Annotated in this window: 26 protein-coding genes; 10 read left to right on the top strand and 16 right to left on the bottom strand. The window is 67.9% G+C overall.

The genetic code is table 11. The annotated features are described in order from the left end of the window. Window positions 1–9 precede the first annotated feature (9 nt). The 3 genes from recX to ACJH5R_RS04250 all read right to left on the bottom strand — a co-directional run bounded on the left by recX (window position 10) and on the right by ACJH5R_RS04250 (window position 2,969). Window positions 10–546, bottom strand: a complete 537-nt coding sequence (recX, locus tag ACJH5R_RS04260; protein WP_406781602.1) for a recombination regulator RecX — start codon at window positions 544–546, stop codon at window positions 10–12. After that, window positions 515–1,564 (bottom strand): recombinase RecA, encoded by a 1,050-nt coding sequence (gene recA / locus ACJH5R_RS04255; RefSeq protein ID WP_406759128.1) that lies wholly within the window; start codon window positions 1,562–1,564, stop codon window positions 515–517. Before recA ends, recX begins: the two co-directional genes overlap by 32 nt. Window positions 1,565–1,742: 178 nt before the next feature. Beyond that, complete coding sequence (locus ACJH5R_RS04250; RefSeq protein ID WP_406781374.1) at window positions 1,743–2,969, bottom strand: oxygenase MpaB family protein; 1,227 nt, start codon at window positions 2,967–2,969, stop codon at window positions 1,743–1,745. Window positions 2,970–3,040: 71 nt separating this feature from the next. On the opposite strand from ACJH5R_RS04250, the gene ACJH5R_RS04245 reads away from it, so the two are divergent. Beyond that, window positions 3,041–3,691, top strand: a complete 651-nt coding sequence (locus ACJH5R_RS04245; RefSeq protein ID WP_406759130.1) for a TetR/AcrR family transcriptional regulator — start codon at window positions 3,041–3,043, stop codon at window positions 3,689–3,691. On the opposite strand, the gene ACJH5R_RS04240 is transcribed toward ACJH5R_RS04245, so the two are convergent. Beyond that, complete coding sequence (locus ACJH5R_RS04240; RefSeq protein ID WP_406759131.1) at window positions 3,682–3,876, bottom strand: DUF3046 domain-containing protein; 195 nt, start codon at window positions 3,874–3,876, stop codon at window positions 3,682–3,684. The genes ACJH5R_RS04245 and ACJH5R_RS04240 overlap by 10 nt on opposite strands. Before the next feature lie 9 nt (window positions 3,877–3,885). Then, window positions 3,886–5,058, bottom strand: a complete 1,173-nt coding sequence (locus ACJH5R_RS04235; protein ID WP_406781373.1) for a glycosyltransferase — start codon at window positions 5,056–5,058, stop codon at window positions 3,886–3,888. 42 nt (window positions 5,059–5,100) lie between these two features. On the opposite strand from ACJH5R_RS04235, the gene ACJH5R_RS04230 reads away from it, so the two are divergent. Continuing rightward, on the top strand, window positions 5,101–5,547 hold the full coding sequence (locus tag ACJH5R_RS04230; protein ID WP_406759133.1) for a limonene-1,2-epoxide hydrolase family protein: 447 nt from the start codon (window positions 5,101–5,103) through the stop codon (window positions 5,545–5,547). 10 nt (window positions 5,548–5,557) lie between these two features. After that, complete coding sequence (locus ACJH5R_RS04225) at window positions 5,558–5,980, top strand: DUF5313 domain-containing protein (protein WP_406759134.1); 423 nt, start codon at window positions 5,558–5,560, stop codon at window positions 5,978–5,980. Here ACJH5R_RS04225 and pspM read toward each other — a convergent pair. The 4 genes from pspM to pgsA form a co-directional block, all read right to left on the bottom strand. Next, on the bottom strand, window positions 5,977–6,813 hold the full coding sequence (pspM, locus tag ACJH5R_RS04220) for a phage shock envelope stress response protein PspM (RefSeq protein WP_406759135.1): 837 nt from the start codon (window positions 6,811–6,813) through the stop codon (window positions 5,977–5,979). The two genes, ACJH5R_RS04225 and pspM, sit on opposite strands and share 4 nt — an antisense overlap. Before the next feature lie 4 nt (window positions 6,814–6,817). Further along, on the bottom strand, window positions 6,818–7,642 hold the full coding sequence (gene pspA, locus ACJH5R_RS04215) for a phage shock protein PspA (RefSeq protein WP_406759136.1): 825 nt from the start codon (window positions 7,640–7,642) through the stop codon (window positions 6,818–6,820). 105 nt (window positions 7,643–7,747) lie between these two features. Continuing rightward, window positions 7,748–8,098: a transcriptional regulator ClgR gene (clgR, locus tag ACJH5R_RS04210; protein WP_406759137.1), complete on the bottom strand. Its 351-nt coding sequence runs from the start codon at window positions 8,096–8,098 to the stop codon at window positions 7,748–7,750. 215 nt (window positions 8,099–8,313) lie between these two features. Then, window positions 8,314–8,910: a CDP-diacylglycerol--glycerol-3-phosphate 3-phosphatidyltransferase gene (pgsA, locus tag ACJH5R_RS04205; RefSeq protein ID WP_406759138.1), complete on the bottom strand. Its 597-nt coding sequence runs from the start codon at window positions 8,908–8,910 to the stop codon at window positions 8,314–8,316. A 30-nt stretch (window positions 8,911–8,940) separates the two neighbouring features. Between pgsA and ACJH5R_RS04200 the strand changes: the two genes are divergently transcribed. Further along, the gene (locus tag ACJH5R_RS04200; protein WP_406759139.1) at window positions 8,941–9,489 is read left to right on the top strand and encodes an amino-acid N-acetyltransferase; all 549 of its coding nucleotides are present in this window, start codon (window positions 8,941–8,943) and stop codon (window positions 9,487–9,489) included. A 5-nt stretch (window positions 9,490–9,494) separates the two neighbouring features. Here ACJH5R_RS04200 and ACJH5R_RS04195 read toward each other — a convergent pair whose 3' ends face one another. Further along, complete coding sequence (locus tag ACJH5R_RS04195; protein ID WP_406759140.1) at window positions 9,495–10,004, bottom strand: DUF421 domain-containing protein; 510 nt, start codon at window positions 10,002–10,004, stop codon at window positions 9,495–9,497. Between the two features lie 182 nt (window positions 10,005–10,186). Between ACJH5R_RS04195 and ACJH5R_RS04190 the strand changes: the two genes are divergently transcribed. After that, on the top strand, window positions 10,187–11,551 hold the full coding sequence (locus tag ACJH5R_RS04190) for a wax ester/triacylglycerol synthase family O-acyltransferase (RefSeq protein ID WP_406781372.1): 1,365 nt from the start codon (window positions 10,187–10,189) through the stop codon (window positions 11,549–11,551). Window positions 11,552–11,677: 126 nt separating this feature from the next. Here ACJH5R_RS04190 and ACJH5R_RS04185 read toward each other — a convergent pair whose 3' ends face one another. After that, window positions 11,678–14,254 (bottom strand): DNA translocase FtsK, encoded by a 2,577-nt coding sequence (locus tag ACJH5R_RS04185; RefSeq protein ID WP_406781371.1) that lies wholly within the window; start codon window positions 14,252–14,254, stop codon window positions 11,678–11,680. A gap of 133 nt (window positions 14,255–14,387) precedes the next feature. Here ACJH5R_RS04185 and ACJH5R_RS04180 point away from each other — a divergent pair, with 133 nt between their 5' ends. From ACJH5R_RS04180 to ACJH5R_RS04170, 3 genes are read left to right on the top strand one after another with little or no spacing between them, the layout of a single operon-like run. Continuing rightward, window positions 14,388–14,702 carry a putative quinol monooxygenase gene (locus ACJH5R_RS04180; RefSeq protein WP_406759143.1) on the top strand — a complete coding sequence of 105 codons (315 nt, stop codon included), beginning with the start codon at window positions 14,388–14,390 and terminating at the stop codon, window positions 14,700–14,702. Further along, a complete protein-coding gene (locus tag ACJH5R_RS04175) occupies window positions 14,699–15,532 on the top strand; it encodes a mycofactocin-coupled SDR family oxidoreductase (RefSeq protein WP_406759144.1) in 834 nt (277 codons plus the stop codon). The genes ACJH5R_RS04180 and ACJH5R_RS04175 overlap by 4 nt, the downstream gene beginning before the upstream one ends. Before the next feature lie 2 nt (window positions 15,533–15,534). Further along, entirely contained in the window at window positions 15,535–16,401 is an 867-nt protein-coding gene (locus ACJH5R_RS04170) for an SAM-dependent methyltransferase (protein WP_406781370.1), read from the top strand. A 13-nt stretch (window positions 16,402–16,414) separates the two neighbouring features. On the opposite strand, the gene ACJH5R_RS04165 is transcribed toward ACJH5R_RS04170, so the two are convergent. From ACJH5R_RS04165 to ACJH5R_RS04145, 5 genes are read right to left on the bottom strand one after another with little or no spacing between them, the layout of a single operon-like run. After that, a complete protein-coding gene (locus ACJH5R_RS04165) occupies window positions 16,415–18,091 on the bottom strand; it encodes a ribonuclease J (RefSeq protein ID WP_406759146.1) in 1,677 nt (558 codons plus the stop codon). Window positions 18,092–18,098: 7 nt separating this feature from the next. Beyond that, the gene (gene dapA / locus ACJH5R_RS04160; protein ID WP_406759147.1) at window positions 18,099–19,001 is read right to left on the bottom strand and encodes a 4-hydroxy-tetrahydrodipicolinate synthase; all 903 of its coding nucleotides are present in this window, start codon (window positions 18,999–19,001) and stop codon (window positions 18,099–18,101) included. A 31-nt stretch (window positions 19,002–19,032) separates the two neighbouring features. Beyond that, the gene (gene thyX / locus ACJH5R_RS04155; RefSeq protein ID WP_406759148.1) at window positions 19,033–19,785 is read right to left on the bottom strand and encodes an FAD-dependent thymidylate synthase; all 753 of its coding nucleotides are present in this window, start codon (window positions 19,783–19,785) and stop codon (window positions 19,033–19,035) included. Window positions 19,786–19,816: 31 nt separating this feature from the next. Next, a complete protein-coding gene (locus ACJH5R_RS04150; RefSeq protein ID WP_406759149.1) occupies window positions 19,817–20,866 on the bottom strand; it encodes a polyprenyl synthetase family protein in 1,050 nt (349 codons plus the stop codon). Next, the gene (locus ACJH5R_RS04145) at window positions 20,863–21,525 is read right to left on the bottom strand and encodes a hypothetical protein (protein WP_406759150.1); all 663 of its coding nucleotides are present in this window, start codon (window positions 21,523–21,525) and stop codon (window positions 20,863–20,865) included. Before ACJH5R_RS04145 ends, ACJH5R_RS04150 begins: the two co-directional genes overlap by 4 nt. A gap of 129 nt (window positions 21,526–21,654) precedes the next feature. On the opposite strand from ACJH5R_RS04145, the gene ACJH5R_RS04140 reads away from it, so the two are divergent. Further along, the gene (locus ACJH5R_RS04140; RefSeq protein ID WP_406759151.1) at window positions 21,655–23,034 is read left to right on the top strand and encodes a hypothetical protein; all 1,380 of its coding nucleotides are present in this window, start codon (window positions 21,655–21,657) and stop codon (window positions 23,032–23,034) included. After that, window positions 23,031–23,540 (top strand): hypothetical protein, encoded by a 510-nt coding sequence (locus tag ACJH5R_RS04135; RefSeq protein WP_406759152.1) that lies wholly within the window; start codon window positions 23,031–23,033, stop codon window positions 23,538–23,540. Before ACJH5R_RS04140 ends, ACJH5R_RS04135 begins: the two co-directional genes overlap by 4 nt.

Below are 23,540 nucleotides of genomic sequence, written 5' to 3'. Positions count from 1 at the left end.
TCCACCCCTTCACACCCGGCGACGTTCTCGTTCAGCAGCCAGTTCGGTACTGACCACGTCATAAGCCATCGACGGGTTGTAGCCGCGCCGCGCCAGCATCGCCACCAACCGACGGGTGACCTTCACGTCGTCGGCGCCAAGGGTCTCCCGGCGAAGCTTGGCATGCACCAGTTGCTCGGCTCGGTCGCGCTCGGCGGCGGCGTCGATGCCCTCCAGCGCCTCGGCAATCACGTCCTCGTCGACACCTTTGGTGCGCAACTCCGCGGCCAACGCCTTGCGGCCCTTGCCCGCGTGCTCGCGCCGGGATCGCACCCACTGTTCGGCGAAGTCGGTGTCGTCGATCAATCCGGCTGTGGTCAGCCGGTCCAACACCCGGTCACTGACCTCGTCGGGGTAGCCGCGCTTGGTCAGCTGGCCGGCGAGCTCGGCGCGGGTGCGGGCCCGGACGGTGAGCAGGCGAAGGCACAGTGTCTTCGCCTGTTCCTCGCGCTTGGGCTCTGCTGCCTCGACCGACTCAGAAGTCGACGGGGGCGGGCAGAACATCATCGGCCAGCTCATCGGTCAGCACGGCGCCGATACCGAGCTTCTCCTTGATCTTCTTCTCGATCTCGTTGGCCACGTCACGGTTGGTCAGCAGGTAGTTGCGGGCGTTCTCCTTGCCCTGCCCCAGCTGTTCGCCGTCGTAGGTGAACCAGGAACCGGACTTGCGGATGAAGCCCTGGTCCACGCCCATGTCGATCAGCGACCCCTCACGGCTGATGCCCCGGCCGTACAGGATGTCGAACTCTGCCTGCTTGAACGGCGGCGACACCTTGTTCTTGACCACCTTGACCCGGGTGCGGTTGCCGACCGCGTCGGTGCCGTCTTTGAGGGTCTCAATCCGCCGAACATCGAGGCGAACCGAGGCGTAGAACTTCAAAGCCTTTCCACCCGTGGTGGTTTCGGGACTGCCGAACATCACCCCGATCTTCTCCCGCAGCTGGTTGATGAAGATGGCGGTGGTGCCCGAATTATTCAGCGCACCGGTCATCTTCCGCAGCGCCTGGCTCATCAACCGGGCCTGCAGACCGACGTGACTGTCCCCCATCTCACCCTCGATCTCCGCGCGCGGCACCAGGGCGGCCACCGAGTCGATGACCAGGATGTCCAGCGCGCCGGAGCGGATAAGCGTGTCGGCGATCTCCAGCGCCTGCTCCCCGGTGTCGGGCTGGGACACCAGCAACGAATCGGTGTCCACGCCGAGCTTCTTGGCGTATTCGGGGTCCAGCGCGTGCTCGGCGTCGATGAACGCCGCGATCCCGCCGGCGGCCTGGGCGTTGGCCACTGCGTGCAGCGCCACGGTGGTCTTACCAGAGGACTCCGGGCCGTAGATCTCGACGACCCGGCCCCGGGGCAGGCCGCCGATGCCCAGCGCCACGTCCAGGGCGATCGAGCCGGTCGGGATGACCGAGATCGGCTGGCGCACCTCGTCTCCGAGGCGCATCACCGAGCCTTTGCCGAAGTTCTTGTCGATCTGGGCCATCGCCAGTTCGAGTGCTTTTTCGCGATCGGGCGCTTGCGCCATGATGCCTCTCCTGTGGTTCGGTAGTTCGGTTGACCGGTTCTCGGTCGGTTGGCCGTGACGCTAGCGACGGGGTCTGACAAACCCGTCAGGCCGAACGAACTGCCTCCACAGTAGGCGAACGAATGTTCGAATCAAGTCCGACACGCGGCGTGTCGGCGTGTCGGACTTTGACGCCCGGTCAGACCACCGCCATGACGTGCGCGGAAGCCCCGATCGTGGTGTCTTCGGCGCCCATCATGGTCCGCATGAACGCCTCTTGCTCGCGCCGCCCACGCCGCGCCGCGCGAGCCCGGCCGCCGGGCAGGGCCAGGGCCGCGGCGCTGCGGGCCAGGTTCACCGGCAGCCGCAGCAGTGGGTACCACGGCAGCACGAAGACCGGCAGGCCCAGTTTTCGCATCGTGCGCGGCCCGAGAAAGCTGCTGGTCAGCGAGAGATGCTGGGCGCGTGCGATACGGCGCCGCACGCCGGTCATGGCACCGAACTGCCATTCCAGCGGATCGTCGGCCATCGGGGCCGCCAACTGCTTGGTGGTCTCATCGGGCGCCGAAAGCGCACCGAGGGTCTGATAGAGGATGCGGATGCCGTCCCGGAAGCTGGTGGGCAGCCAGTCGTCTCGGACCCCCATCAGCCAGCCGACATAGCGAGTCAGGTGCGCAATGTCCTCCAGTTCGCCCGGGGACAGCACGATTCCCAGCGCCAGCCCGCCGGCCGGTGGCGCGATCAGCGCTCCCACCAGGGTGGCGGCCATGTCGGTCTGGTTGACCGGCAGGCCCCATTCGTCACTGCGCCAATCCGGCAGCGCGGCGACGTGCCGGCGAACGTATTCGTGGATCAGCCGAACCCGGATGGTGGCCTGATAGCCGGCCCCGAGTGGCTCCAGCCCTCCTTCGCCGCTGACGTCCAGCGCCCATTGCAGGGTCTCGGCGAAGCGCTTGTTCGAGCCCTTCTCCAGCACACCGGTGCGCAGCAGCGTCTTGTTGAACGAGGAGAATTGATAGCCACCGAGGAACGACACGTCCCGGGCGATGTAGGTGCCGTCGGCACCGCCGCGGCGCAGAGCCCGCTGACCACGGCGCACTCGGGCCATGTCGACCCAGTCCGGGATCGGCTCGAACTCGCCGAAGAACTCCCGCAGCGGCGCCGGTGCATCCGGCACGCTGTCCAGACCGCGGGCCAGGATCTGTTCGAAGATCGGGCGGGTCTCTTGGGCCCCCGCGCTCGACATCCACTCGACCAGCCGCTGCATCGGCTCGTCGCCGACGGTCAGGTCTTCACCGATCTGGCGCCACCGCTGCGGCGTGGGCTTGGTGATCGCCAGCGCCGTCGCCAGCACCCGAATGCTGACCGGTACGGCGCCCGGTCCAGCCGGGTGCCGGGCAGGGACGGTCAGTACAGGCGCGTTCATCGGGTGGCCTCCAGCGCTATTTTGGATAACATCCGTATTCCGAATTTACGGTCGCTAGTAGGGTGATGTCAATGAAACGCCCTGAGGTGGTGCGTGACTACGGCGGAATCAGCGCGGTGGACCGCCGCGCCGAGCGCCGTAGCAAGTTGCTGGCCGCCGGCCGCCAGATCTGGGGCGAATCGGGCATCGGCGAGGTCACCGTCCGCGGCGTCTGCACCGCCGCGGGGCTCACCCCGCGCTATTTCTACGAACAGTTTCCCAATCGCGACGCGCTGTTCTTCGCGGTCTCCGACGACGTCCGCGACCAGCTGCTCGAGGCGATGGTCACCGCCGGGATCGGTGACCCCGGCACGCTGTCGGACAAACTCCGGTCCGCGCTGACGGCCTTTCTCGACCTGATCGCCGCCGATCCCTGCATCCACCGCATCGCCACCAGTGACCTGTCCGCGATTCCGGGGCTCAACGAGCACCGCGCGGGCATCCTCGACTTGATCACCGACGCCATCGTCGAACATGCCCCGGGCGTCCTGGACGGTCAGAATCTCGGGCCGGAAGAACTGCGCCGGGGTGCACTGTTCATCGTCGGCGGTGTCAACCAGATCATCGAAACCTGGCTCGACAATCCGGTCGAGACCACGACGGAACTGGCCGCGATCTGCTCAGATCTCTCCGTCGCCCTGGTCCGCAGCATCGTGGCGCGCAACGACCAGCTTCACCACTGATCGCGCGGCACGTCGAAGTCCGAGCACAGCGCCCACCACACGTCACGCGGCTCCACGCCGTCCTCGATGGCCTGCGCCGCGGTCCGTCCGCCTACCGCGGCCAGCACGTGGTCGGAGAGCACCGAGGTGCCGTAGGCGGCACCGAAACGCATCGTGACCAGTTCGCGGAATTCGGTCAGGCGCACCTACCCAACCTACCCAGTGCCCGACAGTGCCTCGTGGCACACCCGTACCGGATCGGCGACGTCAGTGGCCGTGCCTGCGGCGCGCCGCGCCGCATCGCGGTAGCTCGGCGACGCCAACACCGCGCCCACCGCCTCGGCCAATGCCGGCCCGGTCAACGGGCGGATCAGCCGCCCACTGCCTTGGCGCACCACGCGATTGGCGATCTCCCACTGATCGCCGCCACCGGGCACCACCACCAGCGGTACCCCGCCCAGCAGCGTCTTGGCCACCATGCCGTGCCCGCCGCCGCAGACAACCACGTCGGCGTGCGTTAACAGTTCGTCCTGGCGCCCCAACCCGGCGACGGCCCATGACGGCAGCTCCAGGGGCGGGCCGCCCAGACGCGACACCGCCAGCCGGGCGCCGTCGGGCAGTCCGGCACCGGGCACCAGATGCTCCAGGGCGAGCTCGGCCAGCCCGGCGGCGCCGGTGGAGGCGGTGGATGGCGCCACCACCACCAGCGGACCGGAGCCCGGCGGTACGGTCAGCACCTGCTCGGTCGGCTCGAAGTGCAACGGTCCGACCACGACGGCCTCGGCGGGCCAGTCGGGCCGGGGCACCTCGAGCGCGGGCAGCGTGGCGATCAGGCGCCGCAGCGGCCCGGGATCGTCGCCCGGCAGACCGATACCCACCCGCGCTTCGGCACGCTGACGCAGGCCACCGCGTACCGACCGTGCCGTCAACGAGCGCATCACCGCATCACGCAGCCGGCCACGCACCCCGGTGCCCGGTGCCAGCCCGCTGCCGATCGGCGGCAGTCCCTTCGACGGCAGGTACAGCGGGTGCGGACTGAGTTCCACCCACCCGATGCCGAGCAGCTCGGCGGCCATTCCCCCACAAGCCGTGATGACGTCGGAGACCACCAGATCCGGCGCCAGAGCTCGCAGCTGATCGCGGTTTTCCACCGCCATGCGCGCCGCACGGTGATGCAGCTTGGCCCCGTCGTCGGCGTCGTCGTCGGCGGCGGTGGGATCGAGTCCCAGCAGCTCCGCGGCGTCCACCCCGGCGGCCCGCGCGGTGTCGAGCCACTGCACCCCGGTCAGCAGCGTCGCCGTGTCTCCGGCCGCCGCGAAGCGCCTGCACAACGCGATCGCCGGGAACGCGTGACCGGGATCTGGGCCGGCTACCACTACGACTCGCATCGGCCTACCGTGCCACAGCCCCTCAGGCCTAGGGTGGCAGGCATGACCGAACTGACTGGCCAGCAGGATGCTGTTGAGGCCGCCGCCAACATCCGCACCGTAGAGACCTTCCTCGACGCCCTGCGCGACGAGGACCTCGACACCGCGGCGGCGGCGCTCGCCGAGGACGTGGTGTACCAGAACGTCGGGCTGCCGACCATCTACGGCCGCAGCGCCACCATCGGAGTGTTTGGGCGGATGGCCGGCCGGGCGGCTTTCGACGTGAAGATCCATCGCATCGCCGCCGACGGCTCGTCAGTGCTCACCGAGCGCACCGATGCGCTGACGCTGGGACCGCTGCGGCTGCAGTTCTGGGTGTGCGGAGTCTTCGAGGTGCACCACGGACGGATCACGTTGTGGCGTGACTACTTCGACTTCCTGGACATGTTCAAGGCGACGCTGCGCGCGGTGGCGGCCACCGTGTTCCCGGCGCTGCGGCCGACGTTCTAGGGTCATCGCTGTGCGTCAAGTTTCAAAGCCTCAGCGCCCAACTCCGATCCAATACCTCCGCTACTGCTACGGCCGCCCGTTGCCGCCAGAACTGCTGGACTGGGTCCGCAACGACCTGGCCGGCCCGGGTGCCACCGTCCGGATGATCCTGCGCGCCGCCGTGCCGACGACGCTCATCCTGATCCCGTTCTGGTTCTTTCCGACAGACTTCATGACGCGTTTCAGCATGACGTTCCCGATCTGGTTCATGGTGATCCTGTTCGCGCACGCGCTCAACAAGGTGTGGCGCACGCACATGCTGCGGATGCACGGTCTGAACCCGGAGCTCGCCAACGCACGCAAGCGCGAGCGCGACGCCCACATTCACCGGTCCTACGAGGAACGCTACGGGCCGCGGCCGGACTCGGTCGATCAGCGCAGCGACGACATCTAGACGACCCGGGGCAACTCGGCCAGTTCGTCGAAGGCCTGCGCCCAGCCCAGCATCTTCTCGGTCGCACCGACCAGCTCTTCGCGGTAGCGCCGCTGCGACATCGGGGAATTCGCCGGATCGCCGGCCGACGTCGTCGAGCCGTCGTTGGCCGACGCCACCAGTTGCGCTGCGGCGGTGACCATCTCGTTGTACTGGCGAACGCCGGCACTGAGCTGAGCGGTGAACGCGTTGATCGTCGGCACCAGGTACTGACGTGATTGGGCGCTGTGCTGTACGGCGCGCTCCATCGACACCACCTCGGCGGCGGTGGCCGCCATCGTCGACGCGGCGCGGTTGACCGCTGCCGTCAGTTCGGTGATCTCGTCGTCCGGCAGCAGCCGGCCCCGCTCGAGCACACCCAGCAGCGAGACCATCCCCCGCTCGGAGGCGCCCAGCGCGTACATCGACGGTCGTGCCGCCGAGCCGGGCGGCGGCAGGCGCCGCACCGCGGTGGAGCGCACTGCCGGCAGCGGCGCCGCACGCAGCCAGCGGTAGCGCAGCAACAACAGCGTCGCCGGCGCGGCCGCACCCGCTGCGACCAGCCCGGTGATCAGCAGCACCCATACCGGGGTCGACCAGGACGCCAGCACGGCCGTCACCAGCGTCCAGAATCCGCAGGTGGCAGTGAAGAACAGACCCAGCCGCAGCGCCCACCGGCGCTTGCGCAGCATCCGGGCCCTGGGGTCCGCGATCGCACCCAGCTTGTCGGCGAGCAGGTCGGCAGCCTCGCTGGCCCGGTCCACGGCACGCTGCAGCAGTGGGTGCCGAGCGCTGCCTCCGAGTGTCGCGGCCACCTGACTACCGTCCCAGCGGGTTCTCGGGGGTGGGATTGGCACCGGACTGCGGGGATGCCGGGGTGGCCTGTCCGGGGGCAGTGGCGGAACCACCCGCGGGCAGCGACTCGCCCCGCATGGACGCCCGGATCTGCTCCAGCCGGGAATGGCCGGCCATCTGCACGCCGGCCTGCTCGACCTCGATCATCCGACCCTGCACCGAACCCTGCGCCAACTCGGCGGCCCCGATCGCGTTGGCGTAGCGCCGTTCGATCTTGTCGCGCACCTCGTCCAGGCTGGGAGTGGTTCCGGGAGCGGCGATCTCGCTCATCGAGCGCAGTGACGCGCTGACCTGCTCCTGCATCTTGGCCTGCTCGAGCTGGCTGAGCAGTTTGGTGCGCTCGGCGATCTTCTGCTGCAACACCATGGCGTTCTGCTCCACGGCCTTCTTGGCCTGCACGGCCGCCGACAACGCCTGATCATGTAGGGCCTTGAGGTCTTCCACGCTCTGTTCGGCGGTGACCAGCTGGGCCGCGAACGCCTCGGCGGCGTTGTTGTACTCGGTGGCCTTCGCGGCATCTCCGGCAGCCGTGGCCTGGTCGGCCAGCGTCAGGGCTTGGCGCACGTTGACCTGAAGCTTCTCAATGTCGGCCAGCTGCCGGTTCAGCCGCATCTCCAACTGCCGCTGGTTGCCGATCACCTGTGCCGCCTGCTGGGTCAGGGCCTGGTGCTGACGCTGCGCCTCTTCGATCGCCTGCTGGATCTGCACCTTCGGATCGGCGTGCTCGTCGATCTTCGAGTTGAACAGCGCCATCAGGTACTTCCACGCCTTGACGAACGGGTTGGCCATCAGTCAGCTCCGTCTGCTTGTTTCCAGTGTTGTCGCGCTACCGCCGGTACCGGTGATCAATTTATCGGGTCGACGGTGCTCGGGTGGGTGTTCAGGCCGGGCGCGTCACGCCGAGGCCGCCGATGCCAGCGTACGAATCGGCGGGATCACCACCTTGGTACCGGCATCGATGCGGGTCACCGCGCCACCGTGGGCGTTGCGCACTGCCAGTTCGGCCCGCTCGGCCTGAGCCAGCCGGGTTCCGGCGTCGAAGAGCACAGTCGACAACGGGATGCGCAATGCCGCACAGATCGCGTTGAGCAGCTCACTGGACGCTTCCTTGCGGCCCCGTTCGACCTCCGAGAGGTAGCCGAGGCTGACCCGCGCCGCGTCCGACACCTCACGCAGCGTGCGCCCCTGAGCCGTCCGGGCCTGGCGCAGCACCTCGCCGACCGACTCCCGCAGCAATGTCGTCATCGTGCACTCCCCCTTACGGGTCACCCTTGGAAACCGACAGTCACCAAGGTCAACGCGCGCGACGCCCTAATGGGTTCCCGGATTCGACAGTTTCATTCGGCGGTCCCAGCTTCGCCTCTCCTCCGTCGAGCCTCGCTGAACCGCCGGCTTCATTCGGCGGTCCCAGCTTCGCCTCTCCTCCGTCGAGCCTCGCTGAACCGCCGGCTTCATTCGGGTCAGCTTCGAACTGGCCCGCCGCGCAGGTCGGTAACCGCCGAGACGACGTAGTCCACGCCGGTCAACACCGTCAGGATCACCGCCGCGGTCATCACCGTCCAGGCCGTCACCAGCCAGGGGCCCGCCAGCGGCAAGATGAGCAGCCCGATGCCGACCGCCTGCACCAGGGTCTTGAGTTTGCCGCCGCGGCTGGCCGGGATCACTCCACGGTGCAGCACGGCGAACCTGAGCAGGGTGATCCCGATCTCGCGAGCCAGAATCAGCACCGTCACCCACCACCACAGGTCGCCCAGCATCGACAGACCGATCAGCGCTGCGCCGATCAGCGCCTTGTCGGCGATCGGGTCGGCCAGCGTGCCGAACTCGGTAACCATGCCGTAATTGCGCGCCAGGGTGCCGTCCAGCCGGTCGGTGATGATGGCAATGGCAAAGATGACGAACGCCGCGATACGGGTCTTCGGATCGTGGCCATCCTCGGCGAACAACGCCAGCAGGAAGACCGGGACCAGCCCCATCCGCATGACGGTCAACGCGTTCGCAAGATTGACCACGGGGACATGCGTCACCGCTGGACCGGTTTTTGGCTGTCCCGACACGGGGTCAGAATATCTGTTGCCCAGCCCGAAATGAGAAACCGATACTGTGCAGCTGTGAATCTTGCGGCGGATCGACCGGCCGGACGGCCCGTGGTCCGGCGCGCACGCACCTCGGACGTCCCGGCGATCAAGCAGCTGGTGGACGTTTATGCGGGCAAGATCCTGCTGGAAAAGAACCTGGTGACGCTCTATGAAGCGGTCCAGGAATTCTGGGTTGCCACCGACGCCGACGAGCAGGTGGTGGGCTGCGGCGCCCTGCATGTGCTGTGGTCAGACCTTGGCGAAGTACGCACCATCGCGGTGGACCCGACCCTGACCGGTCGCGGTATCGGACACGCGATCGTCGACCGCCTGCTGCAGGTCGCCCGCGAGTTGGAGTTGCAGCGGCTGTTCGTGCTGACCTTCGAGACCGAGTTCTTCGCCCGGCACGGCTTCACCGAGATCGACGGCACACCGGTGACCGCCGAGGTGTTCGAGGAGATGCAACGCTCCTATGACGTCGGCGTGGCCGAATTCCTGGACCTGAGCTACGTCAAGCCGAACACCCTGGGCAATACCCGGATGCTGCTGGTCCTCTAGTCCCCCTAGTCGACGACCAGATCGCGGGCCCGGCGCGTGGCGCCGATGAGAAAGCTGAACTGCCCGTCGGATTCCATCCGGCCCTCACGGACTACCGAAAGGTCCGCAATACCCTGTTTGCGGGCCTGCTCGCGAACCTGTTCCTCGGTGATCATCTCTTTGCGCATATTGGCGTAGAGGAATGCGCCGTCGTAGATCACCAACAGCGGCCCCGGCCGCAACAGCCTCGCCACCGAAGGCCAGCGATGCGCCATCCAGTTCAGCAGGTATGACCAGCCGATGATCACCCCGACGAGCAGGATGCCGTCGCTGATCGATCGGTAGCCGCCGGCCATCCCGTTCTGCGCCGCATCGGCGATCAACACCACGACGATGAGATCGGTGATGCCGTTGGTGCCCGCCTCGCGTTTCAACACCACCCGCAGCAACGCGTAGATCGCGATGTAGATGACTGTTCCACGGACAAAGATCTCCGAGGGCGGCGTGTCGAAAGCGAAAAGTCGTGCCCAATCCACGTGGCGAGATTACGCGCTCTTGCGTCGCGGGAAAACCGCTGGTGTCCGGTCCGTATCCGGTCCGTGTCCGGTGCGTGTCTGGTGGGTGTCGCGGCGGCCGAACCTGGGGACTTCCGGCCCTGCCGCGGGCCACCCGAACAGGAGATAGTGGTACTGACAGTTGCAGACAACTGGAGGCAGCCGTGGCCGAGCACCTGACCCCCCTGGACGCCGGCTTTCTGGGCGTCGAGGATTCCGATCACAACGTCAGCATGGCCACCGGGACGCTGGCCGTCCTGAACGGCCCGATTCCCGACCACGCCGCGCTGCAGGCAACGCTGGCCGAACGTCTGCGCGGGTGCCCGCGGTTCGGGCAGCGCCTCGTGCGCCACGCCTTGGATCTGAGCGCACCCGAATGGGTGGACGACCCTCACTTCGACCTTGCCCATCACATCGGTCGGGTCGCGGTGCCCTCGCCCGGCGGAGACGCCGAACTGCACACGGTGGTGGCCGACGTGATGTCCTGGCGACTGGACCGCAATCGCCCACTGTGGGAGATCTGGGTGATCAGCGGACTCAGCGGTGACCGGTGGGCCCTGTTGATGAAGGTCCACCACTGCATCGCCGACGGCACCATGGCAGCGCACATGCTGACCGGCTTGTCCGACAACGGATTAGCCCATCTGGCGGCCCACACCGCCGCGCCGGCACAGGATGCGGCGCGACCGCCGCACGGCCGGCCGCTGCTGGACCTCAACCCGGTGCATTGGGTGCACAACCTGCGCGGTGTCGTGGAACTGGCGGCCGGCTTGCTGCAACCGGCCGCGTCGTCGCTGAACGGTCCGCTCACCAGCCGCCGCCGTTACAGCGCGGCACGGGTTGCGCTCGACGACGTCCAGCAGGTTTGTCGAGTGTTCGACGTGACCGCCGATGACGTGGTGCTGGCGGCTCTGACCGAGAGTTATCGCGACTTCATGATCCGGCGCGGCCAAGTGCCCCAGTCTGATTCGCTGCGCACTCTGGTGCCGGTGTCGGCACTGTCCGCGCATGCGCCGGCAAGCCCCGCCAACCGGGTTTCCGTGCTGTTGCCGCGTCTGCCGATCGAGGAGTCCAATCCGGTGAAGCGGTTGCTGGACGTGCGGTCCCGGCTGGCGCGGGCCAAAGCCGGCGGGCAGCGCCACGCCGGACCCGCGGTCCTGTCGGCCGCCGGCCTACTACCTGTGGCGTGGTCGGCTTGGGCGGCACGGCTACTGGGACAACTCCACCAGCGTGGCGTCGTGGCGTTGGCCACCAACGTCCCCGGCCCTTCAGAGCCGTTGCAGATCATGGGTTGCGACGTGGTTGCGGTGCTGCCGGTGCCGCCCATCGCGCTGCAGCTGCGTACCGGCGTGGCGGTCCTCAGCTACGCCGGCGAACTGTTCATCGGGGTCCTGGCCGACTTCGAGTTCGCGGCGGTCGACGAACTGGCCCATGGGCTGGAGGCCGCGGTGGCCCGGCTGGTGGCGCGCAGCAAGCGACGCAAGCCGCTGCGCGACTGGCACGGGCTGGCCCTGGTGCACAGCGCGTAGCCGACGGCTCATGGCCGCCGGTTCCCGGCCGGCTCCCGTCGAGTGTGAATCTTGCGACGGCCTATCGGCGTGTCGCGTCGGGAGATTCACACTCGGCACAGGGCGCCCAGAGTTCGGCGCCGGTGGCTAGAACTCGTCGTCGCCGCCGTCGTCGTCGGGGGCACTGCCGCCGCGGATCAGCATCAGCGTCCCCGCCAACTCATCCGGCTTGACCAGCACCTGGCGGGCCTTGGAGCCCTCGGACGGGCCGACGATGTCGCGTGTCTCCATCAGGTCCATCAGGCGGCCGGCCTTGGCGAAGCCCACCCGCAGCTTGCGCTGCAGCATCGAAGTCGAGCCGAACTGGCTGGACACCACCAGTTCGACGGCCTGCAGGAAGACGTCCATGTCATCGCCGATGTCGGGGTCGACGTCGGTGCGATCCCCACTGGTCTTCACGGCGGTGACGCCCTCGGTGTACTCCGGTTCGGCCTGGTCCTTGCAGGCGCTGACGACGGCCTGGATCTCCTCGTCGGAGATGAACGCCCCCTGCAGCCGGATCGGCTTGTTGGCGCCCATCGGCAGGAACAGCCCGTCGCCCATGCCGATCAGCTTCTCGGCGCCCGGCTGATCGAGGATGACCCGCGAATCGGTGAGCGACGAGGTGGCGAACGCCAGTCGGGACGGCACGTTGGTCTTGATCAGGCCGGTGACCACGTCCACCGACGGCCGCTGGGTGGCCAGCACCAGGTGGATGCCGGCGGCGCGGGCCTTCTGGGTGATCCGCACGATCGCGTCTTCGACATCGCGGGGAGCGGTCATCATCAGGTCGGCGAGCTCGTCGACGACCGCGAGGATGTAGGGGTAGGGCCGGTAGACCCGTTCGCTGCCCAACGGCGTGGTGATCTCGCCGGAGCGGACCTTGTCGTTGAAGTCGTTGATGTGACGCACCCGGGACGACTTCATGTCCTGGTAGCGCTGCTCCATCTCCTCGACCAGCCAGGCCAGCGCTGCGGCGGCCTTCTTCGGCTCGGTGATGATCGGGGTGATCAGGTGTGGAATACCTTCGTACGGCGTGAGTTCCACCATCTTGGGGTCGATCAGGATCATCCTGACCTCTTCGGGGGTAGCCCGCGCCAGCAGGGAGACCAGCATCGAGTTGACGAAGCTGGACTTGCCCGAACCGGTGGAGCCGGCAACCAACAGGTGCGGCATCTTGGCCAGGTTGGCGCAGATGAAGTCGCCCTCGATGTCCTTGCCCAGCCCGATCACCAGCGGGTGGTGGTCGCCGCGGGTGGACGGCGCGGTCAGCACGTCGGCCAGCCGCACCAGTTCGCGGTCGGTGTTGGGCACCTCGATGCCCACGGCGGACTTGCCCGGGATCGGCGCAAGCATCCGGACGCTCTCGGTGGCCACCGCGTAGGCGATGTTGCGCTGCAGGGCGGTGATCTTCTCCACCTTCACCCCGGGGCCCAACTCCACCTCGTAGCGGGTGACGGTGGGACCGCGGGTGCAACCGGTGACCGCGGCGTCGACCTTGAACTGCTCCAGCACCGAGGTGATCGAGTCGGCCATCTGGTCGTTGGCGGCGGTGCGTGTCTTCGGGGGGTCCCCAGCGACCAGCAGGCTCAGCGCCGGCAGCGTGTAGGGGCCCTCCACCACCCGGTCGAGGACGACCGTGGTGGCAGCGGATTTGGCCGCCTTGGTCTCCTTGGGCGCCTTGCGGCGCACGGGCTTGACCGGCGGCGGCGCAGCGGCGGGCTCTTCGTCGAGTGGGTAGTTGTCCAGCGGGGTGCGCGACTGCCAGTCCGGAGCGTCGTCGACTTTGGTGTCGGGCTCGAGGCCGCCGAACCGGCTGGCACCGCCGGCCGGGGCCCCGACGCCGGTGTCGTCGTCATCGGCATCGTCGTAGGCCTGGTCGTAGTCCTGATCGTCGTAGTCGTCGTAATCGTCGTAGTAGTCGTCTTCGTCGTAGTCGCCGCGGAACATCGTGCGCAAGGTCTCGGGTGCTTCGCGCAGGGTGGTACCGGTCAGCAACAACACGCCGAACAGCACGCCGATGCACAGCAGCGGCGCGGCGATCCACGCCGTGAGTCCGTCGGCGAGCGGGCCACCGATCGCGAACCCCACGAAACCGGCGCCGTGCAGACGGCCATCGGGACTCTGCGGAGAGCCCGACCACAGGTGCCACAGGCCCAGGATCGGCAGCCCGATCATGGTTGACCCGAGGATCAGCCGGGGCCGGTTCTCCGGGTCGGGTTCGGTGCGCATCAGCAGCACGGCGCCGGCCGCAGCCAGTACCGGAAGCAGCACCACTGCTCCGCCGATCACGGTGCGCAGACCGGTGTCGATCCACGCCCCGACCGGCCGGGCGGCATCGAGCCAGCAGCTGGCGGCTGTCACCACGGCAAATCCCAGCAAAGCCAGTGCGATGCCGTCGCGGCGATGGCCGGGGTCGATGTCGTGGGCGCGGCCCACCGAGCGTGCGGCGCTACCAGCGCCCTTGGCGACCATCAGCCAGGTGGCGCGGGCCAGGCGTCCACACGCCATCCCGAGCGCCACGGGACCCGAATGCTGCCGGGCGGCGCGGCGCGGCTTGGCTGCCGGGCGTGACCGGGCGGGCCGTGAACCACCCTTGGCGGCGGCCTTGGAACCGGCTTTTGCCCTGGTCGTTCGGGTACCGGAACGCGCGGGAGCCCTACTAGCAGCGGTCTTACTAGCCATATCGGCAAGCCTAGTCGCAATTACCCCATCTGCACCATAAGCCACACTGGCCCCGGCCGGTCGGTTCACCGCGCATCCGGCCCAGGGCTGGGTAGGGTGGCCCGTGAATCCCCCATCAGCCAAGGAGCCGCATATGCCCGTGGTCGTCGTCGCCACCTTCACCGTCAAGCCGGAATCGGTCGAGGCCGTCCGCGAAATCTGCACCAAGGCGGTGGGACAGGTGCACGAAGAACCGGGCTGCCAGCTCTACTCCCTGCACGAAGCCGACGGAGCCTTCGTGTTCATCGAGCAATGGGCCGATGCCGATGCGTTGAAGGCGCACTCGACGGCGCCCGCCGTCGGTGAGCTGTTCGGCAGCCTCACCGAGCACCTGGCCGGCGCACCCGACATCAAAATGCTGCAGGCGGTCCCGGCCGGCGACCCGGGCAAAGGGCAGTTGCGTCCGTGACAGCGCGGCCGTCGAGCGGAAACCTGCAAGGGAAGGTCGCGCTGATCACCGGCGCCGCCCGCGGCCAGGGCCGCGCCCATGCCCTGCGACTGGCCGCCGATGGAGCCGACATCATCGCCGTCGACCTGTGCCAGCAGATCGACAGCGTGCCCTATCCGCTGGCGGACGCCGAGGACTTGGCGGCCACGGTCAAGCTGGTCGAAGACACCGGTGCGCGCATCGTGGCCCGGCAGGCCGATGTGCGTGACCAGGTGGCGTTGGGCGCCGCCCTGCGGGCCGGCGTCGACGAGCTGGGCCGGGTGGACATCGTGGTGGCCAACGCCGGCATCGCCCCCATGGCCGCGGCCGATGGCTGGAACGACGTGATCGACGTCAACCTGACCGGGGTGTACCACACCATCGAGGCGGCGATTCCGACGATGGTCGACCAAGGCGACGGGGGGTCGATCGTGCTGATCAGTTCGGCCGCGGGCCTGGCCGGTATCGGCAGCCACGATGCCGGGGCCATCGGTTACGCCGCAGCCAAGCACGGGCTGGTCGGACTGATGCGGGTCTACGCGAACCTGCTGGCGCAGCACAGCATTCGGGTGAACTCGGTGCACCCGGCCGGTGTCGACACCCCGATGATCAACAACGACTACGTCCGCGGCTGGCTGGCCGAGCTCACCGCCGCGACGGGGAAGCCACCGGACATGGGCAATGCGCTGCCGGTGGCGGTGCTGGAACCGGAAGACATCGCCAACGCGGTGGCGTGGCTGGTATCCGATGCGGCCCGCTACATCACCGGCATCACGTTGCCCGTCGACGCCGGGTTCATCAACAAGAGGTAGCCGTGGCACGCAACACGGCAGCGCAGACGGCCTACGGCCCGATGGTGCTCGCGGCTATCGAACACCACGAGCCGCCGGGGCGACGCCTGATCGACGACGACTTGGCGGCGCCGTTCCTGCCGGCCGCCCTGCGCTGGTTGGTGGCGGCGTTGCGGCCCGCGCCGCTGCGGAGATGGTTCATCGCCGCGATGGACCGATCCGGGCCGGGCCTGTGGGTCAACCTGACCTGCCGTAAGCGTTTCATCTCCGACCGGGTCGATGAGGCCGGTGAGGGTGTCCAAGCCGTCGTGGTCCTCGGCGCGGGCCTGGACACGCTCGCCTACCGACTCGCCCGGCATAACCCCATCCCGGTCTTCGAGGTCGATCAGGCCGTCAACATCGCCCGCAAGTCCGCCACCGTGCGCCGGGTGCTCGGTGACCTGCCACTGTCGGTTCGGCTGGTGGCACTGGACTTCGCCCGCGACGACGTGCTGACCGCCCTCGTCGAGCACGGTTACCGAACGGCGTTCCGCACGTTCTTCGTATGGGAAGGCGTGACCCAATACCTGAGCGAGAGCGCCGTCCGGAGCACCCTCGAGGGGCTGCGCCCGGCGGCATCGGGCAGCCGACTGGTGTTCACCTACGTCCAGCGTGACTTCATCGACGGTACGAACCTGTATGGCTCGCCGGCGTTGTATCGCAGGATGGTCAACAAGTTGTGGCATTTCGGGCTGCAGCCTGCCGAGGTGGCGGATTTTCTTGCCGGATACGGCTGGCGACTTATCGAGCAGGCCGGACCAGAACAATTCCTTCAGCGCTACGTCGAGCCCACCGGCCGCAACCTGGGCGCGAGTGACCTGGAATGGTCGGTGTACGCCGAAAAGCTCTGAGGTGCGAGCCGGTTCAGACCTCGATCACCGTCGGCACGATCATCGGCTGACGCCGGTAGACCTCGCCCACCCATTTGCCCACCGTGCGGCGCACCGCCTGAGCGATCCGTACCGGATCGGTGACCTGCTCTGCAGCAAGGGATTCCAGCTCCGCCTCGACCTTGCGGGCCGCCGGCTCCAGGGCCTTGGGGTCTTCGGAGAAACCCCGCGAATGCAGGTGCGGCGGAGCCACCGGCTTGCCGGTCCCGCGGCGCACCACCACCGTGATCGCGACGAATCCGCTGGACAGGATCAACCGCTCCCCCAGCGTCGCATCGCCGACATCGCCGTCGACGAGCCCGTCGACGAACATCTTGCCGACCGGCACCCCACCGGCGATGCGGGCTTGCCCGGCGACCAGATCGACGCTGACCCCGTTCTCGGCCAGCACGATGTTCTCCTCGGGCACCCCGGTGCGGGCGGCCAGCGCGGCGTTGGCGCGCATCATCCGCCAGGTGCCGTGCACCGGCATGACATTGCGCGGCCGGATCCCGTTGTAGAGGAACAGCAGCTCGCCGGAGTAGGCGTGCCCGGAGACATGCACCCGCGCCGCAGCGTTGGTGACCACCCGGGCGCCGATCTTGGCCAGCGCGTCCATCACGCCGTAGACGGCCTCTTCGTTGCCGGGGATCAGCGACGACGACAGCACCACCAGGTCACCGGCGGTCAGCGTGATCGACCGGTGCTCGCCGCGCGACATCCGTGACAGCGCCGAGAGCGGTTCGCCCTGGGTTCCGGTGGTGACCAGCACCACCTTCTCCGGCGGCATCTCCTCGGCGGCCCCGATGTCGATCACATCGCGGTCTGTGACCCGCAGAAAGCCCAGATCCTTGGCGATCCCCATATTGCGGACCATCGACCTGCCGACGAAGGCCACCCGCCGGCCCTGCGACACCGCGGCGTCGACGATCTGCTGCACCCGGTCCACGTTCGAGGCGAAGCACGCCACGATCACCCGGCCCTCGGCGCCGCGGATCAGCCGGTGCAGGGTGGGGCCGACTTCGCTCTCGCTCGGACCGACACCGGGAATCTCGGCGTTGGTCGAGTCGCACAGGAACAGGTCCACGCCCTTGTCGCCCAGGCGCGACATCCCGGGCAGATCCGTCGGACGCCCGTCCGGAGGCAGCTGGTCGAGCTTGATGTCCCCGGTGTGCAGCACGGTGCCCGCGCCGGTGTGCACCGCGATCGCCAGTGCATCCGGGATGGAGTGGTTCACCGCGAAGTACTCGCATTCGAACACCCCGTGAGTACTGCGCTGACCCTCGGCCACCTGCACGAACACCGGCTTGATGCGGTGCTCCCGGCACTTGGCGGCAACCAGGGCCAGGGTGAACTTCGAACCCACCACCGGGATGTCGGCCCGCAATTTGAGCAGGAACGGAATGGCGCCGATGTGGTCCTCATGGGCGTGGGTCAGCACCAGCGCCTCGACGTCGTCGAGTCGGTCCTGGATGTGCCGGATGTCCGGCAGGATCAGGTCGACACCGGGCTCGTCGTGGCCCGGAAACAGCACGCCGCAGTCGATGATCAGCAGTCGGCCGAGGTGCTCGAAAACGGTCATGTTGCGGCCGATTTCGCTGACACCGCCGAGCGCGGTGACGCGCAGTCCGCCTTCAGTCAGTGGCCCCGGCGGGGCAAGTTCGTCAGTCACCCGCACCTCACCCGAGCACGGACGCGGCGCGCATGTCGATGGCCAGTTCGTCGACCTCGGCGGCGGACGCCGGCACCATCGGCAACCGTGGGTCACCCGCCTCGAAACCCTGCAACCGCAGACCGGCCTTGACGAAAGTCACCCCGCCCACGCGCCCCATCGCGTTGGACAGCGAGGCGATCGAGACGTTGATCTTGCGGGCGGTCTCCACGTCGCCGGCCTCGAATGCGGCCAGCATGTCACGCAGCTGACCGGCTGCGAAGTGCGAGATCACGCTGACGAATCCGGTGGCTCCCATGGCCAGCCACGGCAGATTGAGGGCGTCATCGCCGGAGTAGTAGGCCAATCCGGTCTCGGCCATGATCTGTGCTCCGGCGTGCAGATCCCCCTTGGCGTCCTTGATCGCGACGATGTTGGGGTGTTCAGCCAATTCGAAGATGGTGTCCGGCGCGATCGGCACCACCGAGCGGGCCGGGATGTCGTAGAGCATGACCGGCAGCGCGCTGGCGTCGGCGACGGCGGTGAAGTGCGCCAACAGACCGGCCTGCGACGGACGCGAGTAGTACGGCGTCACCACCAGCAGGCCGTGTGCGCCGACCCCGGCGCACGCCTCGGCCAGGCGCACGCTGTGCTCGGTGTCGTTGCTGCCGGCGCCCGCGATGATGCGGGCCCGGTCACCGACCGCCTCGACTACCGCACGCAGCAGAGTGAGCTTCTCGTAGTCCGCGGTAGTCGGCGACTCACCAGTGGTGCCCGAGATCACCAAACCGTCGCAACCGGCGTCGACGAGGCGATTGGCCAAGCGCACGGCGGCGTCGGTGTCCACCGAGCCGTCCGCGCCGAAGGGGGTGACCATGGCGGTCAGCACGGTGCCGAACTGCGCCTTGGCGTCGAATCCGCTGCTGCTCACGGCCCCAAGATTACCTGGCCCCTGGAGTTGCTCAGACCTCGGTGGCGAGCGGACTGGTCGCGACTTCGGTGCCGTCGGCCAGCGCGCTGATCTGGAAGTCCCCGAATGCCGCCGGAGCCACCTCGGTGAGCTGCCGCAAGCACTCGACTGCCAGCCGGCGGATCTCGACATCGGCGTGCTCGCTGGCGCGCATCGCGATGAAATGCCGCCACGCCCGGTAATTGCCCGTCACCACGATGCGGGTCTCGGTGGCGTTGGGCAGCACGGCACGAGCGGCCTGCCGGGCCTGCTTGCGCCGTAAGACCGCATTGGGCTGATCAGCGAATTTGGCTTCCAGCCGGGCCAGCAGCTCGACGTAGGCGGCGCGACTGGCGTCCGCGGCGTCGGTCAGGATCTGTTGCAGCTCCGGATCGTCCTCCATGCCGGGCGGCACCACGACCCGCGAGTCCGGTTCCGGGACGTAACGCTGCGAGAGCTGGGAGAACGAGAAATGCCGGTGCCGGATCAGCTCGTGGGTGGCCGACCGCGAAATGCCGCTGATGTAGAAGGTCACGCAGGCATGCTCGAGCACCGAGAAATGCCCGACGTCGATGATGTGGCTGAGGTAGGCCCCGTTGGTGGCGGTTCGCGGGTTGGGTTTTGACCAGCTCTGGTAACAGGCTCGGCCGGCGAATTCCACCAGGGCCTGACCGCCGTCGGCGTCAGTGCTCCACGGCACGTCCGGCGGCGGAGTGAACTCGGTCTTGGCAATCAGTTGCACGCGCAGCGGCGCCGTCTCGGCCACGGCACTCACCTTAAGGCGTGCCCGGCAGGTGTCAGCGCCACCGCGCCCACACATACGGCACCAGCGCGCGCAGGAACTCCAGATCCGGGCCGGGGCGGGCATTGGCGAACGCGCCCTCGAAGTACTCCTGGGCCGCCAGCAGAATGCCCTCGGCGTACTGGCGTGTGAACGCGATGCTGCCGTAGTCGTCCATCAGAGTGCGCACCTGCCGCACCAGCGCCGCTGAGCGCTGCGATCGACTGCGGCGCAGGTAGTCCGCGAGCAGGTCCCGGTCTGCTGGTCGCGCCACGGACAGCAGATGGACCAGTGGCAGGGTCCGCTTCCCTTCGTAGATGTCGCCCAGGATCTCCTTGCCGTAGATCCGTTCGTCGCCGACCAGGTTCAGCAGATCGTCGCGGATCTGAAACGCGGCGCCGAAATGAAATCCGAACCGCACCAGCGTCCCCAGCTCCGCGGTGCCACCCGATCCCACCATCGCCCCCACCCGCAGCGGATGGATGGTGGTGTACCAGCACGTCTTGTGCAGGATCAGATTCAGGTAGTCCTCGGGGCGCAGGTCGTCCACCTGGTCGGCCTGCCAGCCCACTTCGATCGCCTGCCCCTCCAAGGTCCGCAGCGCCATCGTGTCGAACTCGGCCCACACCAGTTCCGCCAGGTCGCGGTCGAGCTGGCGGGTCGCTCGCCGCAGCACCTGCCCGGCGACCAGGGCCAACGCGTCGCCGGTGTTGATCGCCGTCGCCATGCCGTACTGGGCGCCCAACGTCGGCCTACCGCGGCGCATCTCGCTGCCATCGGCGATGTCGTCGTGGACCAGGAAAGCGTTGTGCAGCAACTCGATCGCCACGGCGATACCGAGTAGTGCGTCGGTGTCCGCACCGAAGGCCCGGCCCGCCGACAGGCACAGTGCCGGCCGCAGTGCCTTTCCCGGCCGCTGTGGATACGCCCGCAGCGGTGCGTACAGCCACTTGGCGGGTTCGCCGTCGGGTAGCGCGTCGAGCATCGAACGGCGGACCATCCGGGCGACCTCGCCGAGGCGCTCATCGACCGCGGCCACCGCTTCGCGGTCGGCGATGTCGGTCACGGTTCCAGCGCTGCGACGGTGAGCACCACCGGCAGCCACAGATCGGGATAGCCGACGGCCAGCAGGGTGCCGCGATAGGTACCCGGGCAGACCTCGGGCCCGACATCGGCGGTGATCTGCACGCCACGGCTGGACCTGCGCGGCATCGGCACCGTGGCCGGTTCCACCCGCACCGCGTCGGCCCCGATCACCTGGCCGCCGTGGCCGAGCAGCTCACTGCACCGCAGCCGGACCTCCGCGCGGTCGTCGGTCTCCCGGTTGTGTAACCAGACCTCACCGGTGGCCGAACCCGGACCGGTGACCCGAAGTGTCAAGGCGCCCTTGGACGACGGATCATTGATGTCCAGCGTCACCGTCGCGCCGTCGCCGTGTTGGCGCGCAGGCAGCGACCGAAGCAGGAACTGCCCGGCGGTCGACCACCAGGCCCGTGTCAGCTGTTCCCATTCCGACAGGCCGGCGGGGCCTGCGCCGCTGCTGCGGTTGGCGGAGGCGCAATCGGGCGCGATCTCGGCTGCTTTAGCGAATTGATCGACGATTCTGCGGGCCGCACGGAATCCTTCGGCCTGGATCGCACTGAGCGCACGTGCATTGGCGGCGGGGTCGAAAATTGACGCCCACGGTAAATCGTCGATAGACCCGTCATCGAAAGATTTATTCACCAATTTCCCCTTGTGGAAATTATCCGTGTTACCGAGAATTTAATGCTGCGGGGCTTGCCGATAAACGACCTGAACGCCGTATACTACCTGCTTAATCGGGAGATCGGAGGCCCAATGGTGGCGACCGATATGGCAACTGCGATTCAATCTCTGTTGGCGCTTTACGGCGCTCTCGATCAAGCGGTCACCGACACCGGCGACCCGGAAATCGAAGCCACCGTCGAGCGTTATCTTCCAGACACTGCAGGGGCGAATGCGGGGTGGTACGAAGAATTGCTCGGCTTCCTGGCCGGTCTGGACCACCGTGAGGTGGGTGCGCCCGCGGCCCCGGACCTGGGCCAGGCGTTGGCGACGCTGCAAACGGGAAACGGATCTGTCACCGACACGCAGTCACAGCCCCTGACCGCGGTGCAGTTGTCCCGCTTGGTTTTCGCGATCGGGGCCCTGAGCCACCTGCCGCAGTATTACCCACCCGACCGGTGGGATGACCAGTTCGCCGCGACCTTGACCATCGTTGGCGCCGCGCACGGTACTGATCTGCTCAGCCTGCTACGACGCGCCTTCCACGATCGCTCCGACTGGCCGGACGTCATGCACATCGCTGTCAGTGCGGGATTGATCCGCGCCGATATCGCTGCGGTGCCGCTGTGCCAAGCCAAACCCAAGTTCGTGCGCGGACGACTGTGCGTGGTGTACAACACCGAGTTCACCAGCCCCGCAGTGTCACTCGACGAGTTGAAGAATGTCGTCGACCCGCTCAACTGGCATCACTGCCTGCCGTTCTTCTGCTACATGCAGGGCTGGCCCACCCGCCCGGACGGTTGGAGCCGGGTACTTGAACATTGCAGCACCACCTGTCCGATCGCCGGAACACCGCAGCTGGTGACACCGCTGAAGTACTGGAAGAGCGCCGGCGTCGAGGGCCAACCATCGGCGCCGACCGCATGCGTCGATTTCGCACTGGACGACGATCCGGCAACGGGTGAGCACGGCGACGGCCGGATGGTGATCGACGAGGGCTTCATCAGGATGACCGCCACCGACGGCGATGCCGCCAGCCCCGGCGTGCGGGTGCGCACCAGAAAGGTCGCCGGTTTCCGGGACCTGGGTTGGGTTCCCGCGGCCGTCTTCGGCTGTGTGCTGGGATACGGCGATCAGGGTGTGGAATTGCTGCTGGGTGGCGTGGCCAAACGCGCTGAGGCCGGGGGTAAGGGCTGGACGGATTGGGAGCCGTCGGCGCCCGCGCAGATCGCCGGTATCGCGGCGGCCCACACGTCGCCGGGAGCCGGTGACAGCGCCCCGAGCGCCGTGACGCTGGCCGTCGAGATGGTCAACCAGTGCATCGACGACATGTCCGGCAGGAGCGCGGCGCTGGCCGCCAAATGGGCGGCCGGGGCAATGCCCATCGAGGAGTCGATAACGCTCGCCGCCGATCTGGCCGCCCGGCTTGCCTCCGATCCCTGGCGTTATCTGGATCGACTGCGGGCCAGCCAAGGGGGCGCAAGATGACCGATACCGCCGGCTGGATCACCCAGTACGCCACTACATCACAGCGCCTAGTCAACGAAGCCGGTGCGCTCATGCAGCGGGTCGACCACCAGATCCGCAACGGCACGTATGGTTCCGAACACGTCGCCAAGACGGCGAGCGAGCTGCTCAATCTGGGGATGGCCGCCAGCCTCCAGTGGACTCAGGCCATGTTCTCGTTCTGGAGCCCGACGTCAACCGACGACGTGGAGCTGTCCGAGTTCATCGAAGCCGAACCCGACAGCGGCTGCGAGCGGGTGCTGTCGGTCGCCCAGCCCTTCCGTCGGCTCGGCGCCGAATCCGATGCGATCGGCGCGCATGCACTGGTGTTCGTGCCGGGCATCCTGCGTGTCCACGCGAGCCGTTTCCGGGTGGGCGTCAGAGGGCAGGACTATTCCAGCGGCACGTATCGCGGCAGCGTCCGGCTCACCAGTGTGCAGGCCAGCATTTCGCGGCAGCACGAGATGGCCGTCACCGTAGACCTGTGA

This window comes from Mycobacterium sp. SMC-19, from assembly GCF_045310815.1.
Classification (GTDB): domain Bacteria; phylum Actinomycetota; class Actinomycetes; order Mycobacteriales; family Mycobacteriaceae; genus Mycobacterium.
The sequence above is the reverse complement of the archived record's forward strand: the minus strand, read 5'-3'. Positions and strand labels throughout refer to the sequence as shown.

Excerpts from the sequence above, each read along its gene's own strand:
- recA (WP_406759128.1), bottom strand. The coding sequence starts at position 1,564 with ATGGCGCAAGCGCCCGATCGCGAAAAAGCACTCGAACTGGCGATGGCC.
- ACJH5R_RS04180 (WP_406759143.1), top strand. The coding sequence starts at position 14,388 with ATGCCCGTGGTCGTCGTCGCCACCTTCACCGTCAAGCCGGAATCGGTC.
- ACJH5R_RS04230 (WP_406759133.1), top strand. The coding sequence starts at position 5,101 with ATGACCGAACTGACTGGCCAGCAGGATGCTGTTGAGGCCGCCGCCAAC.
- ACJH5R_RS04135 (WP_406759152.1), top strand. The coding sequence starts at position 23,031 with ATGACCGATACCGCCGGCTGGATCACCCAGTACGCCACTACATCACAG.
- ACJH5R_RS04250 (WP_406781374.1), bottom strand. The coding sequence starts at position 2,969 with ATGAACGCGCCTGTACTGACCGTCCCTGCCCGGCACCCGGCTGGACCG.
- pspA (WP_406759136.1), bottom strand. The coding sequence starts at position 7,642 with ATGGCCAACCCGTTCGTCAAGGCGTGGAAGTACCTGATGGCGCTGTTC.
- ACJH5R_RS04140 (WP_406759151.1), top strand. The coding sequence starts at position 21,655 with ATGGCAACTGCGATTCAATCTCTGTTGGCGCTTTACGGCGCTCTCGAT.
- ACJH5R_RS04185 (WP_406781371.1), bottom strand. The coding sequence starts at position 14,254 with ATGGCTAGTAAGACCGCTGCTAGTAGGGCTCCCGCGCGTTCCGGTACC.
- ACJH5R_RS04245 (WP_406759130.1), top strand. The coding sequence starts at position 3,041 with ATGAAACGCCCTGAGGTGGTGCGTGACTACGGCGGAATCAGCGCGGTG.
- ACJH5R_RS04235 (WP_406781373.1), bottom strand. The coding sequence starts at position 5,058 with ATGCGAGTCGTAGTGGTAGCCGGCCCAGATCCCGGTCACGCGTTCCCG.
- recX (WP_406781602.1), bottom strand. The coding sequence starts at position 546 with ATGATGTTCTGCCCGCCCCCGTCGACTTCTGAGTCGGTCGAGGCAGCA.
- clgR (WP_406759137.1), bottom strand. The coding sequence starts at position 8,098 with ATGACGACATTGCTGCGGGAGTCGGTCGGCGAGGTGCTGCGCCAGGCC.
- ACJH5R_RS04200 (WP_406759139.1), top strand. The coding sequence starts at position 8,941 with ATGAGAAACCGATACTGTGCAGCTGTGAATCTTGCGGCGGATCGACCG.